This is a genomic window from Gemmatimonas phototrophica, assembly GCF_000695095.2.
Lineage (GTDB): Bacteria > Gemmatimonadota > Gemmatimonadetes > Gemmatimonadales > Gemmatimonadaceae > Gemmatimonas > Gemmatimonas phototrophica.
Map to the genome: position 1 here is coordinate 1,357,767 of NZ_CP011454.1, position 16,557 is coordinate 1,374,323.

7 protein-coding genes are annotated in these 16,557 nt (G+C 63.4%); 3 read left to right on the plus strand and 4 right to left on the minus strand.

The features are described from left to right. Positions 1-8: 8 nt before the first annotated feature. Positions 9-8,372 (minus strand): glycoside hydrolase family 94 protein, encoded by an 8,364-nt coding sequence (locus GEMMAAP_RS05665; protein WP_053334215.1) that lies wholly within the window; start codon positions 8,370-8,372, stop codon positions 9-11. Positions 8,373-8,595: 223 nt separating this feature from the next. Between GEMMAAP_RS05665 and GEMMAAP_RS05670 the strand changes: the two genes are divergently transcribed. After that, entirely contained in the window at positions 8,596-10,929 is a 2,334-nt protein-coding gene (locus tag GEMMAAP_RS05670; protein ID WP_053334214.1) for a M14 family zinc carboxypeptidase, read from the plus strand. Then, on the plus strand, positions 10,896-12,131 hold the full coding sequence (locus tag GEMMAAP_RS05675) for a lactonase family protein (protein WP_053334213.1): 1,236 nt from the start codon (positions 10,896-10,898) through the stop codon (positions 12,129-12,131). The genes GEMMAAP_RS05670 and GEMMAAP_RS05675 overlap by 34 nt, the downstream gene beginning before the upstream one ends. Positions 12,132-12,231: 100 nt before the next feature. Here the strand turns inward: GEMMAAP_RS05675 and GEMMAAP_RS05680 are convergent, their stop codons facing one another. Continuing rightward, the gene (locus GEMMAAP_RS05680) at positions 12,232-13,350 is read right to left on the minus strand and encodes an NAD-dependent epimerase/dehydratase family protein (RefSeq protein ID WP_026849880.1); all 1,119 of its coding nucleotides are present in this window, start codon (positions 13,348-13,350) and stop codon (positions 12,232-12,234) included. A 115-nt stretch (positions 13,351-13,465) separates the two neighbouring features. Further along, a complete protein-coding gene (locus GEMMAAP_RS05685; protein WP_026849879.1) occupies positions 13,466-14,017 on the minus strand; it encodes a hypothetical protein in 552 nt (183 codons plus the stop codon). Between the two features lie 289 nt (positions 14,018-14,306). Here GEMMAAP_RS05685 and GEMMAAP_RS05690 point away from each other — a divergent pair, with 289 nt between their 5' ends. Beyond that, entirely contained in the window at positions 14,307-15,950 is a 1,644-nt protein-coding gene (locus GEMMAAP_RS05690; RefSeq protein ID WP_082821094.1) for an SDR family NAD(P)-dependent oxidoreductase, read from the plus strand. On the opposite strand, the gene GEMMAAP_RS05695 is transcribed toward GEMMAAP_RS05690, so the two are convergent. Continuing rightward, positions 15,877-16,473 (minus strand): hypothetical protein, encoded by a 597-nt coding sequence (locus tag GEMMAAP_RS05695; RefSeq protein ID WP_026849877.1) that lies wholly within the window; start codon positions 16,471-16,473, stop codon positions 15,877-15,879. The genes GEMMAAP_RS05690 and GEMMAAP_RS05695 overlap by 74 nt on opposite strands. Positions 16,474-16,557 lie beyond the last annotated feature (84 nt).

The window sequence follows — 16,557 nt, forward strand, 5'->3', positions numbered from 1 at the left end:
CTGTCCTGTCAGCGTGATTGGCCTGCGGGTGTACTTCCCATGGGGGAAACCACCACCACACGCCGCTCGCCGTCATCCACCAGTGGGATGAGATCGGACGGTTGCAGCACACCATCCAGGTGAATCTGGGCGCCCTTTGTTTGGACCTCCGCCGGGTCGACTACCGAGATGGCGTAGTCGGTGGTACCGAAGCGGTAGTCGATGGCAAACCCCTTCCACGCCGCAGGCACCCGGGGACTGATACGGAGCGATTCCCCCCGCTTCGTGAAGCCCAGCAGCGACTCCAGTGCCACGCGATACATCCAGCTGGCAGAACCGGTGTACCACGTCCAGCCTCCCCGTCCCACCTGTAGTGGTGCCGTATAGACATCAGCGGCCACGACATAGGGTTCCACCTTGTACTGCCGCATGGCGCTAGCGCTGGCACTATGGGTGAGCGGATTGAGCATCTGAAACAGTTCAAAGGCGCGCTCCCCCCGCCCCAACATTGCGGTTGCCTGTACCGCCCACAGGGCGGCGTGGGTGTACTGCGCGCCATTTTCTCGCACACCCGGCAGGTACCCCTTGATGTAGCCCGGATTGTGGCTGCCTTTGTCGAACGGGGGGGTGAGCAACATGATTAACCGTTCCTGTTCATTCACGAGATGGGTTTCCAGCGCCTCCATGGCGTGGGCGGCGCGAGCGGCATTCCCGGCGCCAGAGATCACACTCCAGCTTTGCGCAATGGAATCAATGCGGCACTCCGCGCTCTCGGCAGAGCCCATCACCGTTCCGTCGTCGAAGTAGGCCCGCCGATACCAGTCGCCATCCCACCCATGGGTCTCAATGGCCATCTGATACGCGTCCGCCGTGGTACGCATCCACAGGCTCTCTCCGGAATCGCCTCGCGCGTCGGCATAGACCGCAAAGTCCCGGAGCGTCGTGATCAGAAACCATCCGAGCCAAACACTCTCGCCTTTGCCCTCAGCACCCACCAGGCTCATGCCGTCGTTCCAATCACCGGTGCCAATGAGCGGCAATCCATGCGGTCCAGCGGTAGCCGCGCGCCGCAGCGCCCGACGACAGTGTTCATAGATATCGGCATGCTCATCGGTCACGACCGGCAGGTCGTATTGCTCGTGTTCGTCCGTCGTCAGCGGTCGCATGGACAGAAACGGCACGAACGTCTGCAACACCGATGCATCACCGGTGACGCGCACATACTGATCCACGACATAAGGCAACCAGGCCAGGTCGTCCGAGAAGCGTGTGCGGACTCCGCGTCCTGTATGCGGATGCCACCAGTGCTGCACATCGCCTTCCACAAACTGTCTGGCCGCCGCGCGCAGGATATGCTCTCGGGCGATGAATGGCTCGGCGTAGAGCAGGGCCATGGAGTCCTGCAACTGATCGCGAAACCCGTAGGCGCCACTGCTCTGGTACAGTGCTGTCCGCGCCCACATCCGACACGCCAACGTCTGATAGAGGGTCCAGCTGTTGACCATGGCATCAAACGTGGGCTCGGGCGTGTGGACTTGTACCACACCGAGTCGTTCCTGCCACGACGCCACGGCAAGGCGCAACGCTTCACGGGCTGCACGGGGGGCTCGCAGACGGCTCATGAGCTCACGGGCCGCCGGTTCCGTGGCGGCTGCCCCAAGCAGGACCACGATCTCGCGCGACTCTCCGGGGCCCAGTTCCACAAGCATCTGCAGGGCGGCACAGGGGTCGCAGCCGACGCCGGTCCGATCATCAAGCGTGCTCTGTCGCAATGCCGCGGGGCTGTCCAGCGTGCCATGGCGCCCCAGAAAGGAGAGGCGGTCGCACGAGTGGCTGACGACCGGCTCACTGCAGGCCAGAAAGGCCACCCACTCAGCAAAGGCCGGGTCGAAGCTGTTGCGCGCGAGAAGTGCCCGGTCCGCCGGAGCAAACCACGTCTGCACCTGCTGCTGCGTCAGATCCCGACGGGCGCCAAGCGTCCATTCCGCATAGGCCGTTACCCGGATGCGCCGGGATCGGGTCCCCGTGTTGCGCAGGCGAAGCAGCGAGAGCTTGACGGCTGCGTCCGGCGGCACACCCACCAGCAACTCCGAGTGAATGCCGTCATGCTCGTGCGTGAACGACGTACTCCCCGTCGAGTGTCGCACGTCGAAGGTGGCATCGGTCGTGACCGGCGCCGGGGTGGCACTCCACAGTGTGCCGGCACTCAGGTCCTGCAGATAGATCACATCACCCGGCGGGTCGGATACCGGATCATTGTGCCACGGTGTGAGCCGGAAGAAGTAGGAGTTCTCCGCCCACACACACCCGCTCCCCTGCTCCGAGACGACACACCCGCCATGGGGGTTCGCAATGACATTGACCCACGGGGCGGGAGCCCTCTGCTCGCGATGCACCCTGATGAGATAGTCGTTATTGGCCGTGAGTCCGCCAATACCGTTAACGCAGTGCAGTGGTTCGGGGGGGGGCGGCGTGGGCCAAACGGCGGACCCGGCACGCACGACGGGTAACGTCTCTCGTGCGGAACCATCCAATCCGAGCGGGGCGACGAGCGGACGAAGTGCCGATACGATGGACGACAGCGGTCCGACGCGATCAGCGGACGTCAGACGCTCCGTTGCGGTCACCTTGCGTCGATCGGCCAGCGCGAGAATTCTCGTAAGGGGCCGGCCGTCACAGGGAATGTGCATGCGTGCCGTTGCTGACAGCATCAGGTAGTCATCGGGTTGAAACACATCTCTTCGCCGTATGAAGACGCCCCCCGGCAGTTCGAGCAGCGTGGCATCATCCGCTTCGGTCATGGCTTCGACGATGCTGTCACGCAATTCCTGCAGGTAGTTGTAGGCCTGCCCATTCACGACAACCAGATCGATGACCAGCCCACGCTGTCGCCAGTACCGATGTGCCTGAAAGAGCTCGCGGAGTGTTGAAAGTCCATCGAGGTCATCGATCGTGGCGAGAACGATGGGGACATCGCCAGAGATGCCGTGCGACCACAGGCGTGGCTGCGATCCCCGATTCCGCTCGACTTCATCCGGCGGGGGGGCGAGTGATCCCCCTGGAAAAATGAGTTGGGTGGCCAGGTCCTGAAACAGCGTCGCGCTCTCGACGGTCAGCCCAAGCGCCTGCAGTTCGATACTCGTGGCCGACCAGGCAAAATCGAGCGCGCGCTGCGCAGCGTGGGAGTCATGGTAGCGGCCCGCCAGCGCGAAGGCCGACTCGCGGCTTCTGGCGACGATCGTGGTAAACGTGACACTGACGGCCTGGCCAGGTGGGACGCACACCATCGTGCGCACGGAAAAGATGGGATCAAGCACGGCGCCCGTTGTCCCACTCAGGGTCGCGCCGTCGTCCATGGCCGCGGGGTTGGTTACGGATCGCCCTCGGCCAACGAAGCGCGCGCGGTCCGTCTCCCAACTCACGGTCCCTATTCTGTCGGTCCCGGCGTCTATGAGGTGCACGCACCAGATGGGGGCCTCCTCGGCTCCCCGAGGGCGACGTACAGCCGTGATGGCGGAACACCATGCATGCCACTCTGTCTCGACAAAGAGATTGGAAAAGGCAGGGTGCGCGCGGTCGGCGTTGAGCGGTGCCAACACTATCTCGCCGTAGCTGGTGAGTTCAAGGTCATGCGGCACCTGATCGTTGTTGGTCAGCGTCACACGACGCACTTCCGCACCGTCCCCCGGAACGACCGTAATTTCCGTTCGGGTTTCAATGTCGCCATCCGCACGCTGTAGGAGGACCTGATCAAGGGCCAATCGAGCCCGACTCCAGTCCGCGACGTTGCCAATGGGTTGGGTACCGGTTGACCAGCGTCGTCCACTGGTCAAATCGCGGACGTAGCAGAACTGCCCCGCCGCGTCTGTCGTGCCATCGGCCGGCCAGCGGGTGACGGCCAACGACTCATATTGGCTGAACCCGCCGCCACTGTGGTTGAGCATAACGGTGTACGGTCGCGAGCCAAGCAGTGCCATTCGCGGGGCCGGATGGTGCCGGGTGTCAATCTCTCGCGCGACAGGACTGTCCCGCTCGGGTGGTGGCGAAGCTTCATCAGGGCGGGCAACCTGCGCGGCCTGAACCGAGAGACGCCGTGGTACACGTTCATGCAGCAGCAGCTCCACCGACTTGACCAGGGGATCGGCGTGGAAGCGTTGCTGCCACAGGTCTCCCCGCAGCACGTTGGTGAGCGAGACGAGCGTCATGCCGATGTGATGGGCCATGTAGGCATGCACGAGGGCAAAGCTGCCGCCTGGTTCCGGTCGCGTGTAATCCAGGGCGTCGCAGAAGCCGTACGGGCTATGGGCCCCCATGCGCTCCAGCTGCGCCAGATTTGCCAGTGCTTCCGTGGGAGCCACCTGTGCCGCCAGCGCGGTCGCGTACGGCGCAATGACCAGATCCCGCGCCAACCCTCGTTTGAGCCCCAGGTCCGCAATCCCGAAGGCGCGATACTGGTAGGTCTGATGACGATCCCGAAGGTTGTAGGCACTTTCGCTCGTGCCCCATGGAACGCCACGGGCATGCGCATACGCCTGATGTCGCTCCACCACGCTTCGATAGGTCTGGTCAAGAAGCGTAAAGGGGAGCGAACGCATGACCAGCAGCGGCATGAGGTACTCGAACATGCTGCCACTCCACGACACGAGGGCCATGGCGCCCGAGGTCCTGTTCAGTGCGCGTGACAGCCGGAACCAGTGGGCTACCGGTACATCGTTCTTGGCGATGGCGATGAAGCTCGCCAGCCGTGCCTCCGACGCGAGCAAATCATAGAACGAGTCGTCTGCGGTGAAGGAATCCGGGTGATACCCGATGGTGAACAGCTTGCGATCGTGGTCGTAGAGAAAGCTGAAGTCCATCTCTACCGCCAGCGCGTATGCCTGATTGGCCAGACGCTGGAGGCGGTCGTGCACGGCAGGTTCGGCGTGCGCCATCGTGAGACAGGCTTGCCGAAGGGCGATGAGGTATCCCGCCAGATTGCCACTATCCACCGTGCTGATATAGGCGGGTGTGAGTACGCGCAGATCTGTCAGGTCGTACCAATTGTAGAAGTGTCCGCGATACCGTGGCAGCGCCATCATGGTGGCCATGGCGCGTTCGAGACGTACGGTCATCTCCCCAGCGGAAATCAGACCGAGGTCGTTCGCGCTGACCGTTGCCAACAATTGAAGACCAATGTTGGTAGGGGACGTCCGCATGGCCACGACCGGCTCTGGTTCGGACTGATAGTTGTCAGGCGCGAGCCAGTGTGTTTCTGCCGACACGAACGCATTGAAGAAGGCCCAATGCGATCGCGCATAGCGCAAGGCTTCCGCGCGTGCGTTGGCCGACAATCGCTCTCGAACGGAGCGCGTGGAACGACTGAGTTGCGCGGCCACAAGTGGCGCCAAGGTCCACGAGACCAGCAGACCAATGGTCACCACACCTGTCAGGATGTCGGGGCCGGTGAGCGCTGCCAGTGGCACGTTGGCGCGGATCCTCATGGTCAGCAGCACCACCGCGATGGCCAGCACCGCCACCACGCTTCCGCGCATGGCCCGCCAGCATTCTCCCAGTGGTCGCTGCAGCTGTTGCTCCACCAATTGTGCGGAACGCCACTCGAGCAGGCGACGCCTCGACAGCAGCATCCGATAGCCCGAACGCACCATGGCATCGATGGAGAGCCACGCCTGATGTGGTAGAAAGACCACGCTCATGGCGGCTTGCTGTAGACTCAGTCTCGCATCGTGCCCCACGGCACCATAGTAGGCTCTCCAGGACTTGTCTCGAGGGGGCTGCACCACGGCGCGGATCAGCGCCATGCCCCAGGGCGCCAGGATGGCGCCCAGTCCGAGGAGTGTCCACCGCCATGCGGGCCCGGGAAGAAACGTCCAGCCGGCGATGAGGAGCAGCAGTTGGGACCATTCAAGCGTGCTTCGTCGGAGATTGTCGGCAATCTTCCATTGCGCGATCAGCGATTGGGTATTGTGCTCGCGTCCTTCCACGCCGGGCACCCGCCGAGCAAGCCACGGCACCAACTGCCAGTCACCGCGAATCCAGCGATGTTTCCGCCGGGCGTAACTGATGTATGTGGACGGAAAATCGTCGTAGACAATGACATCGCTGAGCAGTCCCGCGCGGGCGAAGTTTCCCTCGATCAGGTCGTGTGAGAGGAGCGTGTTCTCCGGAAAGCGCCCGTGCGTGGCCAACTCAAAGGCGTCAATATCGTAGATGCCTTTACCCGTGAAGCTCCCCTCTCCATAGAGGTCCTGATAGACATCGGAGACGGCCGTGGAATAGGGATCTACCCCGGGGTGTCCGGATGCCACGGAGGCGAAACGGGAGCGCTGGGCGCTGGGCAGTGAGATGCCGACCCGAGGTTGCAGGATCCCGTAGCCGTGGATCATGCGTCCCTGCTGTGAATCGAACACGGCGCGATTGAGCGGGTGCGCCATCGCTCCTATGAGCGAGGGTGCGGCATCCGGCGGGAGCGCGGTGTCCGCATCGAGCGTGATCACGTATCGCGCCGTGCGCAGGATGGCGATATCGTCGCTCTGCACAGCAAACGCCGGCGTGGTGGCCCCACGCAGCAGTCGATTGAACTGCAAAAGCTTTCCGCGCTTACGCTCCCATCCCATCCACACGCCCTGTTGGGCATTCCACTCACGCGATCGGTGCAACAGAAAAAATACGGCCGCCGTGTCCGGGGCATGGCGTGCGTTCAGGAGTCGGATGCCGGCGAGGGCCGCCTCGATAATCCCATCATCCTCGGCCTCCGATTCGGTCGGTGCGTCGGTGAAGTCGCTCAGGAGGACGAACTGCAGGTGTGCCTCCCGGTTTGCCAGAAACTGCACCTCGAGATGTTCAAGCGCAATTCGTACATCGCTTTCATTGCCGAGCAGCGTCGGAACCACCACAGCGGTCTGATGCTCCGCTTGGACCCCGTGCTCATGCAGATCCAATCGTGGCAACTGGTGTGGAGGCAGGACGGTCGTGACGACGTGATGCAGCGCCGTCACGGCGAGATCCAGTGCCGGGAGAGCCATGAACAGCAGCACCAGCCACGGAGCTGATCGGGCATCCCGGCCCAGCAGCATCATGGCCAGCAGCAGCGCGATGCCGGTCAAGGCCACGAGCCCCCCGAGGAACATCAAATCGGGCGCACGGCGGGCCCACCGCTGGAGCCGTTCAACAGGCCAGAGCGTGTACCCCGTGGCATCTTCAAGGGCCGCCAGTCCCTCGTCCACCAGATAGTATCCCACATGGGTTCGACGGGCTGCGGCGGCATCAAGGGGACGCAACGCCGCAATCTCCTGTACGTTGCTCTGCTGCAGGGCCATTTCGATGGCCAGGTGGGCTACCGCCACCTCACTGCGTCCCGTCCGTTTCGCAATGCGCTCCACGACGTGGCGGTACGCATCACGCGTGGTAAATGTCATACGAGGATACGCCTGGGCGGGATCCTCACGAAGCACCTGTTCCATGACGCTCTGGTGCTCGACGAACTCTCGCCAGTCGCGACGGCCAATGTCCCGCAGGCTCATGACGCTATTGGCCATGATGAGCTGCGTGAGGGTGAGGCGGTTTGTGGATTCCGCCACCGCACGCTCAGGGCTCACGCCTACCTCGCGCAGCCAGTGTTCCAGCCACTCCAGCGACACGGAGGCGCCTTCCGTCTGGCGAACCGTCTGCAGAAAACGCGAGACAAAGTGGGGAGTAAGCGGAGGCTCGGCGTTCGCAAAGTCCTTCAGGGCAGCTCGGAGCTCACGTCCACCGAGACTCCCGGCCTGTCGGATGCGGTCGGCCCAGTCAACGGCGAGGTCAATTTCGTCCAGCCGTTGCACTGTCCGGAGGGTCATTCGGCGAACGCTCTCAATGAGCCCAAGGCGCAGCATGGCGGGAATGGCCCACAGCTCCCCGATCGACAGCGTCGAAACGCTCTGAAATGCGCTGACATACACATCAACGTTGTGCAGATCAATGCGAGCTTCGGAGTGCGATATGAGCGAGATGGCAATCTCGTATACCCGCGGATAGCCTGTCAGCGGGCCGCTGGAGAGCTCCGGTAGTTCGCGGTAATAGCCACGGGGGAGACTGTCCCGAACTTCGAGGAGCTGTTCCTGCACGACATGAAAGTTGTCGAGCAGCCATTCTGCGGCGGCCCCCCCATCTAGCCCGCGGTTGGCACCAACGTGCAGCCGAGCGTGTGCATCGGTCAGAATCCCGCGGGTTTCGGCCAACCGGGCCAGCAGGCGGGCTGGTCGGAGTGGCCGCGTGGCGCCCGCGAGCCGTTGTGCGCGGGCAACGGTACGCGCCCGTGCCGCGAGATGATCGGCCCCCAGCAGTTCGCCACGGATGGGCCCCGCCAGCAGCTCGTCAGAGGCTTCGGCCCGTGATCGCTCAGCGCGTCCACTCACTGGTGCCGGTCGCAGTCGTTGTATCTGTTCGTGGTGCGAGGGTCCTGCATCACATGCCTGGAGAGAGGTCAGCTATACGGGGCTATTTCGCCGCCATCGTTCCATGCACAGTTCGTGCGCGAATCGGCGAGCTGGGGTATTCCACGCCGCATTCTCGCCCTGCGCTTGCGCAGGATGCATGTTTGACGGGCACAGCCGTTCCTCACTACCACCGGATTTGCCTATGCTGCCGTTGTTCTGGAACCGTGTCCGTCAATTGGCGTCAGGCGCCGCCACTGTAGCACCGCTGGTGCTGGGGGTGAGCGGTCTCCTCGGACGACCAATGGGGGCTCAAACTGCCGCCGCTGTTCCCACGCCCGCGAGCGTGCTCGGTTGGGAGCCCGGCGCCGATCGCAAGCTGCCCACCTGGAAACAGGTCACGGACTATTTCGCGGCGGTGGACAAGGCCAGTGCGCGGGTTACGGTGCGAACACTGGGCAAGACGACGCTGGGGCGTCCATTCATTGTGGCGTTCATCAGTGATTCGGCGACGCTGGCCAATCTTCCGCGGTATCAGCGTATTCAGCATCAGTTGTGGGATCCGCGGCAGCGGGCAAATGCCACCCGTGATTCGCTCATTGCGCAGGGGAAGAATGTCATTCTGATCACGTCGAGCATTCATTCCACTGAGGTTGGCGGTTTTCTCACGCCGCTGGTGGTAGCGGACCGGCTGGCGCGTGCGGATACGCCGGAGGCGCGGTCGATTCTGGCGAATACCATCATCATGCTGGTGCCCAGTCAGAATCCCGACGGTGTTGATATCGTGGGCGATTGGTACCGGCAGACACTGGATACGCCGGCCGAGGGGACCAATCCTCCCGCGCTTTACCACTTCTACACAGGGCACGACAACAACCGTGACTGGTACGCGTTTACGCAGAAAGAAACACGTTACACGGTGGACTCCCTGTACACGCCGTGGGTGCCGCAGATTGTGAACGACGTGCACCAGCAGGGAGCCAACGCTGGACGCATTTTCATTCCGCCGTATATGGATCCGGTGGAGCCGAATATTGATCCCGTGCTCACTGCCAGCACCAATGCGTTGGGAATGTCGATGGCGTGGCGCATTATTGCCGACGGAAAGACGGGGGTGGCAACCAATGCGTCGTACGATCAGTGGTCACCGGCGAGACAGTACTCCCTCAATCATCGCGGGGCGCGCATTCTCACCGAAACGGCAAGTGCGCGATTGGCGACGGCCGTCAATCTCCCCTTCGAGTTGCTGGGCACTGGACGCGGCTACGATGCCAAGGTGGCTTCGTGGAATTTCCCCGCGGTCTGGCCGGGTGGGCGGTGGGGGATTGGGGATATCGTGAGTTATCAGGTGAGTGCCACCTGGGCGTTGTTGGTGGAGGCGGCACGCGATCGTGCCGCGTGGCTTACCAGCTATGCGGCGCTGGGAGAACGCGCCCTCGATCCGGCGCATCCATGGACCACCAGTACGACCCCGGCCGCCTATGTCATTCCCAAGGCGCAGAAGGATCCGGCCGCACTGGCCCGTTTGGTCTGGTCACTGCAGCACGGACAGGTGCAGCTGTTTGAAAGCATTCCGGCTGGCCACTACATCGTGCCCATGGTGCAGCCGTTCGGGTCCTATGCCAAGGCACTGCTGGAGCGACAGGTCTATCCCAACCTGCGCGAGTATCCGGGAGGGCCGCCCAAGGCGCCGTACGACGTCACCGCGCACACGCTGCCGTTGCTCTTTGGCGTTGACGTCCGGGCAGAACAGTCGCTGTCCCTCCAGACAGGGGCCCTGGTGCCACCGGTGGCTGAGCCGGCGTACCAGGTGCCCGGATTGAGCGGGGCCCCCCGCAAGCGCATCGCGATCTATCAGAACAATCAGTCGTCGATGGACGAGGGGTGGACGCGCTGGGTCTTTGATGCACACCAGATTCGGTTCACCTCGGTCCGCGATGCCGACATGCGCGGTGGCAATCTGCGGGCTCGCTTCGATGCCATCATTCTGCCGGATCAATCGGCGCTGCAACTGCGCCGCGGGCTGGGCGCTCCCTATCCCGACTCTCTCCGTGGCGGGCTGGGTGAGGCCGGCGCGGCCGCACTCAAGGCGTTCGTTGAAGCTGGCGGCACCTTGCTCGCCTTCAACGAAGCGAGCAATTACGCCATCGAAACGCTGGCACTGCCGGTACGCAACGTACTCAACGGTGTGCGAAGCACCGAGTTCTATGCGCCTGGGTCGCTCTTCGGCGTGACGGTGACTTCGGGCCATCCGTTGGCGGCAACATACACGGCACCGGTTCCGGCCATCTGGTTTGAGGACAGCCCAACGTTCGAAGTCACCGATCCTGCGAAGGCGACGGCCGTACTGACCTATCAGTCCACCGGCAATCCGCTCCTCTCCGGTTGGCTGCAAGGTGCCGAAAAACTGCTCGGCAAGGCAGCCATGGTGGATGTTCAGATGGGGCAGGGGCATGTGGTGCTGTACGGCTTCCGACCGCAGTATCGCGCGCAGAGTAACGCCACGTGGCCGTTGATCTGGAGCGCGCTGCTGCGGTGAGTGCCAACGTATCCGCGCTTTGGCACCAGCCGCTCTCCCGACGGGGATTTCTGGCCACCTCGACCTTCGCCACGCTCGCCTGCGTGGATCGGCCGGATCGCGAGGCGTCGTTCGCACCAGCCGACGACGCCCGGTGGCCGTTGTACGTTGGAACGTATACCAATACGGGGAAGAGTCGCGGCATTTACCGGATGCATGTCCGTCAGGATACGCTGGCGCTGAGTGTTCCCGAGCTGGTTGCGGAGACACCGGATCCATCGTTCCTCGCGCTTACACCAGACCGGCGCACCTTGCTGGCCGTCAATGAACTGACGACCTTCGCTGGGAGTGCGTCTGGTGCACTGTCGGCCTTTACGCGAGATCCGGCGACCAACAACTTGGTCCCGTTGGCACCGATGCGTGCCTCACGCGGTGCGGCGCCCTGTTATGTATCCGTAGATCGGACGGGACAGTTCGCGTTCGTCGCAAATTATGTGGGTGGGAATGTCGCGGCGTTCCCACTTGATGCCAACGGCGTGCCCGCCGAAGCGAATTTGGTGGTGGCACATCCGGGTCGCGGGCCGCATCCGCGCCGGCAGGCATCTGCCCACGCGCACTGCATTCTGCCGGACGCAACAAATCAGTTTGTGCTGTCGGCTGATTTGGGGACCGACTGCATTTATGTGTTACGCTTCGATGCGCGGACGGGTGCGCTCATACCAGCGGAGATCCCCGAGTTTCAGCTCGCAGCCGGTGCTGGTCCACGTCATCTCGCGTTCAGTCCGGATGGGCGAACGCTGTACTGCGTGAACGAACTCAATTCCACTCTGGTCGCACTGGCCTACGATGCCACGCGTGGTCGCCTTACGGAACAACAGGTGGTATCCACTCGACCAGTGGGGGCGACTGGTGAGAATTCCCCGGCCGATCTTCATGTGCATCCCGATGGACGGACCGTGTATCTCTCCAACCGCGGCGACAATACCATTGCCGTGTTTACGGTCCATCCCACCACGCAACGCCTGACGCTGGTGCAATCGATGCCCACTGGCGGCGACTGGCCGCGCAACTTTGCGCTCACGCCAGACGCCAGCGGTTTGTTGGTCGCTCACCAGCGCTCAGATACGATTACGGCGTTCCGTATCGACCAGACGGGCGGCACACTGGCGGAGACGGGCCAAAAGCAGAGCGCAGGCGCGCCGGTGTGCCTGTTGTTCCCCTGAGCCGTACGTTGCAGCGCCGCACGCGTCTTGCGGGATAGGGGCCACGAAAACGGCCGACCGGATGCTGCTGCATCCGGTCGGCCGTTTGCTCTGGTCGTGACTACTTGCCCGGTCGGGCCTTCCAGAGCGCGAGCAGCGCCTGCTCCCGCTCGGGGGTGAAGCCGGTCTTGATGGCCGCCTGGCGTTCCGCCGGCAGCGTTTTCCACCAGGCCAGCGTGTCGCGCGCCGTGTCTTCCATGGGGCGCACCGTCAGTCCCGCATTGATTTCCGGTGTGATGTCAAAGCGCGCAAATCCCGCCGTCCGTCCACGCATCACCTGAAACACCGGCAACTCACGGCCATACGGATTGGCGCCATTGGCGCGCAGGAAGTCGGCATCGACCCAGGTATACGTCGGGTTGCTGCCCACGCCCTTCTGAATGCGCGACACAAACTCGCGAAACGGCTGTCCCATTTGCGGTCCAACGCCGTTGAACACGCCAAAGGTGCGGTTCTCCACCAGCGTGACGCAGAACTTCACGAGGTCACGTACGTCGATGATCTGCACATGGTCGCTGCCATCGCCGGGGACCAGCACTTCGCCGCCTCGCGCAATGCGAACCGGCCAGTAGGTAAATCGATCCGTGTCATCCTCGGGGCCAACAATCAGCCCGGGGCGTACCACCGTGACACGTCCCGGCATGGCCGCGTGCAGCGCCTTCTCGGCGTAGGCCTTGGCATGTCCGTAGCTGAGCGGCTTACCGGCCTCAATGGGGGAGTTCTCAAGGGTCAGCACGGGCGCCTCAATGGACATGGGCACCCGACTCAAATCGAAATACGTGGAGCGGGTCGAGATGAACAGGTACTGGTCCACATTGTCGCGCAGCAGGTCGGCCGAGAGTTTCACCCACTCCGGCGCGCTCGAGAGCGATGCAGACTCGTCGATGACCGCGTCCCACTTGCGTCCCTTCAGCGCGCTCAGATTGCTCGCGCGGTCGCCGGCCAACTCTTCGACATCCTTGCCGAACATTCCCGGCGCACTACGGCCGCGGTTGAAGATCGTAACCTGATGGCCACGCTTGAGCGCCTCCCGCACATCATGCGGGCCCACAAACCCAGTGCCACCGAGAATGAGGATGCGCTTGGCTGCCTTGGCCGGCACCAGGATGCGCGGGTCGAAGGCAGAAGCAGCGCCGAGGGCGGTTAGCCCGGTGGCAATGAACTCACGACGGCTGTACATGGTGAACTCGGCTTGGGGGCGGACGCATGGTATGGCACTGTAATCACCGGAAAGGTTACCGCTTTATCCGGTTGCCGGCCAGCCAAGGCATCGCCATGCCTACCGCGATTACGTCCTATTGTCGCTGTTGGCCCAACGCAAACCGCACAATGGCCCACCGCCCGCGCGGATCCAGCGCGAGCGTCACCCCTTGCGGGAGCGTCGCCGCTTGCCAACGCTCATGTGGCATCGCGCCAACAATCCCACCAACGACCACACCGATCCCGGTGCCCACAGCAGCGCCAATGCCCACTTCGATACCGTCGAGGAACCGTTGACCGTTGGCACAGTTTGGGGCGCACAACGCGTCGGCCTCCCGGTCAGCGGACTGATCAAGCGCAACGCCCACCAGCAGTCCGCCCACCGCGCCGGCGGCACCACCGATCAGCATGCCTGGCAGTATTCGTCGCTGCCTGCCGCGACTGACATCCAGTCGCATGGTGCCCCCAAGCGGCAACACGCGCACCCATCCCTGCGCATCGCGCACGGCTACGGAGTCTGCGTTGAGACGCTCGAGGACGCCAACCTGCAGCACATGGGTGCCTGGCGTTCGCACGACGCGCACGCGGGTACCCGGTGTCGTTATTGCCTGGGCGCCGAGTACGGTGGCGGACGCGGCGATCAGCATCGCGATCGTCAGAACATGGTACCGGCGCATGTTATCTCCTGCGGAGCAGTGCGTTGTTTGCCGCACAACGTGGGCGTACAGACATACGGTGGTGCCACCGGCGCGTGGGGGCATGGGGGAGAGCCTCCCAACTGCGTCAGGTAAAGTCCCGAGGTGGCATCGAGTTTTGCGGGCGAGCTGGTGCTATGAGGTCACTACGCGGAGACGATATGCCCACCGGAAGAGGCCGTCCGATGGGGGCATGAGGGAAGGGCGGGGCGCCCACTGCCCGGCTCGATTATGCTTGGGGATGGAGAACTTGACCTCGTCCAACCCCCAGCGTCTGGACCACCAGATCACCGATCCAGCGGCCGTCGATCAATTTTGTGATGAGTTGCGGTCGGCCACGCGCCTGCTGGAGCGGGTCATCGCCGATCGCACCCTGCTCATGTTGCCGGCACAGGAAGATCGTCGCCGTTTTGATGAGGCGGTGGCGGCGGTCTTTCAGCCGGATGTCCGGGCGCGTCGGGCCATGGTGAAGGCAACCGCGCGCCAGCGCAAGCTGGAAGCCGCGCAGCGCGATGACAGCGTGTTGCAGGAGACCGGTATCCGGGCCCTGCGGCGCAAGCCGGTCTTTACGACTCCCAACGTATATCTGCTCGGTGATCCCGCCGCCGGTACGTCGTCAGTTGCCGACGAGACTGATGACGCCGACGTGGGTGAGCGTCCGGAAGCCGTGGTGCCGCAACACTGCTACATCTGCAAGCAGAAGTTCACCACGATTCACCACTTCTACGACCAGATGTGCGCATCGTGTGCCGACTTCAATTTCCGGAAGCGCACGGAACTGGTGGATTTGCGTGGCCGCACCGCGCTGCTCACCGGTGGTCGGGTGAAGATTGGCTATCAGGCCGGGCTCAAGTTGCTGCGCTGCGGCGCACGGTTACTCGTCACGACGCGATTCCCGCGTGACTCGGCCATGCGCTACGCCGCGGAGCCTGATTTTGGGGAGTGGAAAGACCGGCTGGAGATTTTCGGGCTCGACCTGCGGCATACGCCAAGTGTGGAAGCGTTCTGCCGTCAGCTACTGCAGACGGAGCCGCGGCTGGACTTCATTGTGAACAACGCGTGTCAGACCGTGCGTCGGCCGCCCGCGTTTTATGCGCACATGATGGAGGGGGAGCGGGCGGCCGCCGTCACGTTGTCAGAGGGGGCGCGCCTATTGCTGCGGAGCTATGAGGGCATGCGTGCCGCCGATGGTGCGCATGGAGGGGCACCCGCTGCCCTGCTGACCACGAAAGGCTTGGACACCCGGACCGACGACGAACGGGCGTTGGAGCGTGTGGGGCTGACGCACGCGGCCGCGCTGTCGCAGGTGGCGCTGTTGCCGGAAGATCACGATGTGGGGCAGGAGCTGTTCCCGGCGGGCAAGCTGGATCAGGATCTGCAGCAGATTGATTTGCGCACGCGTAACTCGTGGCGCCTCCTGCTGGATGAGGTGCCCAGCGTGGAACTGCTCGAGGTGCAGCTGGTGAACGCCATTGCCCCGTTCCTGCTCAATGCGCGGCTCAAGCCGCTCATGCTGCGCACTGAAAACCGTGACAAGCACATCGTGAATGTGTCGGCCATGGAAGGGCAGTTCTATCGGAACAACAAGACCACGCGTCATCCGCATACCAACATGGCGAAAGCGGCGCTGAACATGATGACGCGCACGAGTGCGGCCGATTATCAGCAGGACGGGATTCACATGAACAGTGTGGACACCGGGTGGATCACCGACGAAGACGTGGCGGAGATTGCGGCACGGAAGGTAGAGAACCATCGCTTCCATCCCCCGCTCGACATCGTGGACGGGGCCGCGCGCATTGTGGATCCCATCATTTCCGGGGTGGCCACGGGGACACATGTCTGGGGACAGTTTTTGAAGGACTACGAGCCGACGGACTGGTAGACGAGGCGTACAGCGCCCCCGCGTCATGGCCGACGCGGGGCAGGTTGTGCGCGTCGTTGTCGTTGGGCAGGGCAGGGGCCCGGCGTGACGCACGGCGAGCCAAGAGCAATGACAGGGCGGCGGACAATGCACTGAAAAACATGAGCGGACCGGCAATGGCCACCGTGAGTCCCAGCTGTCCGCGGCCCCCGGGGGCGAGTGTGGCCAAGCCAACACTGACCATGCTGGCCGGCACGAGGCTGAGGAGCGCTCCCCCCAACGCGCCCCAGGCGGTCATGCGCCGGAGCGGGATGGCGGTGAGGGGTGTCCCGCGAGCCGCGACGCTGAAGACCCCGGCAAAGAGCAGCCCGGCGAAAAACCCGGGGACGGCCAGCGCTGGCAGCGGCGCGTCAAAGAGCTCAAAAAAGACGGTCCAGGGGAGCCATGGCAGCAGCAGACTGCTCACCCCGATGCATACTCCACCGACCGCCCAGCCGGCGGCCCAGGTGAGCCCGATCCCCACCACGCCCCGCACTCGCTTCATCCACAACGGCATCGTCTCCTCCGGTTCTTGGTACTTTATAGCATAAAGTACTTGACGGAAAGCCCGGTGCGGTCGATACTCCTC

Excerpts from the sequence above, each read along its gene's own strand:
- GEMMAAP_RS05695 (WP_026849877.1), bottom strand. The coding sequence starts at position 16,473 with ATGAAGCGAGTGCGGGGCGTGGTGGGGATCGGGCTCACCTGGGCCGCC.
- GEMMAAP_RS05685 (WP_026849879.1), bottom strand. The coding sequence starts at position 14,017 with ATGCTGATCGCCGCGTCCGCCACCGTACTCGGCGCCCAGGCAATAACG.
- GEMMAAP_RS05680 (WP_026849880.1), bottom strand. The coding sequence starts at position 13,350 with ATGTACAGCCGTCGTGAGTTCATTGCCACCGGGCTAACCGCCCTCGGC.
- GEMMAAP_RS05690 (WP_082821094.1), top strand. The coding sequence starts at position 14,307 with ATGGAGAACTTGACCTCGTCCAACCCCCAGCGTCTGGACCACCAGATC.
- GEMMAAP_RS05670 (WP_053334214.1), top strand. The coding sequence starts at position 8,596 with ATGCTGCCGTTGTTCTGGAACCGTGTCCGTCAATTGGCGTCAGGCGCC.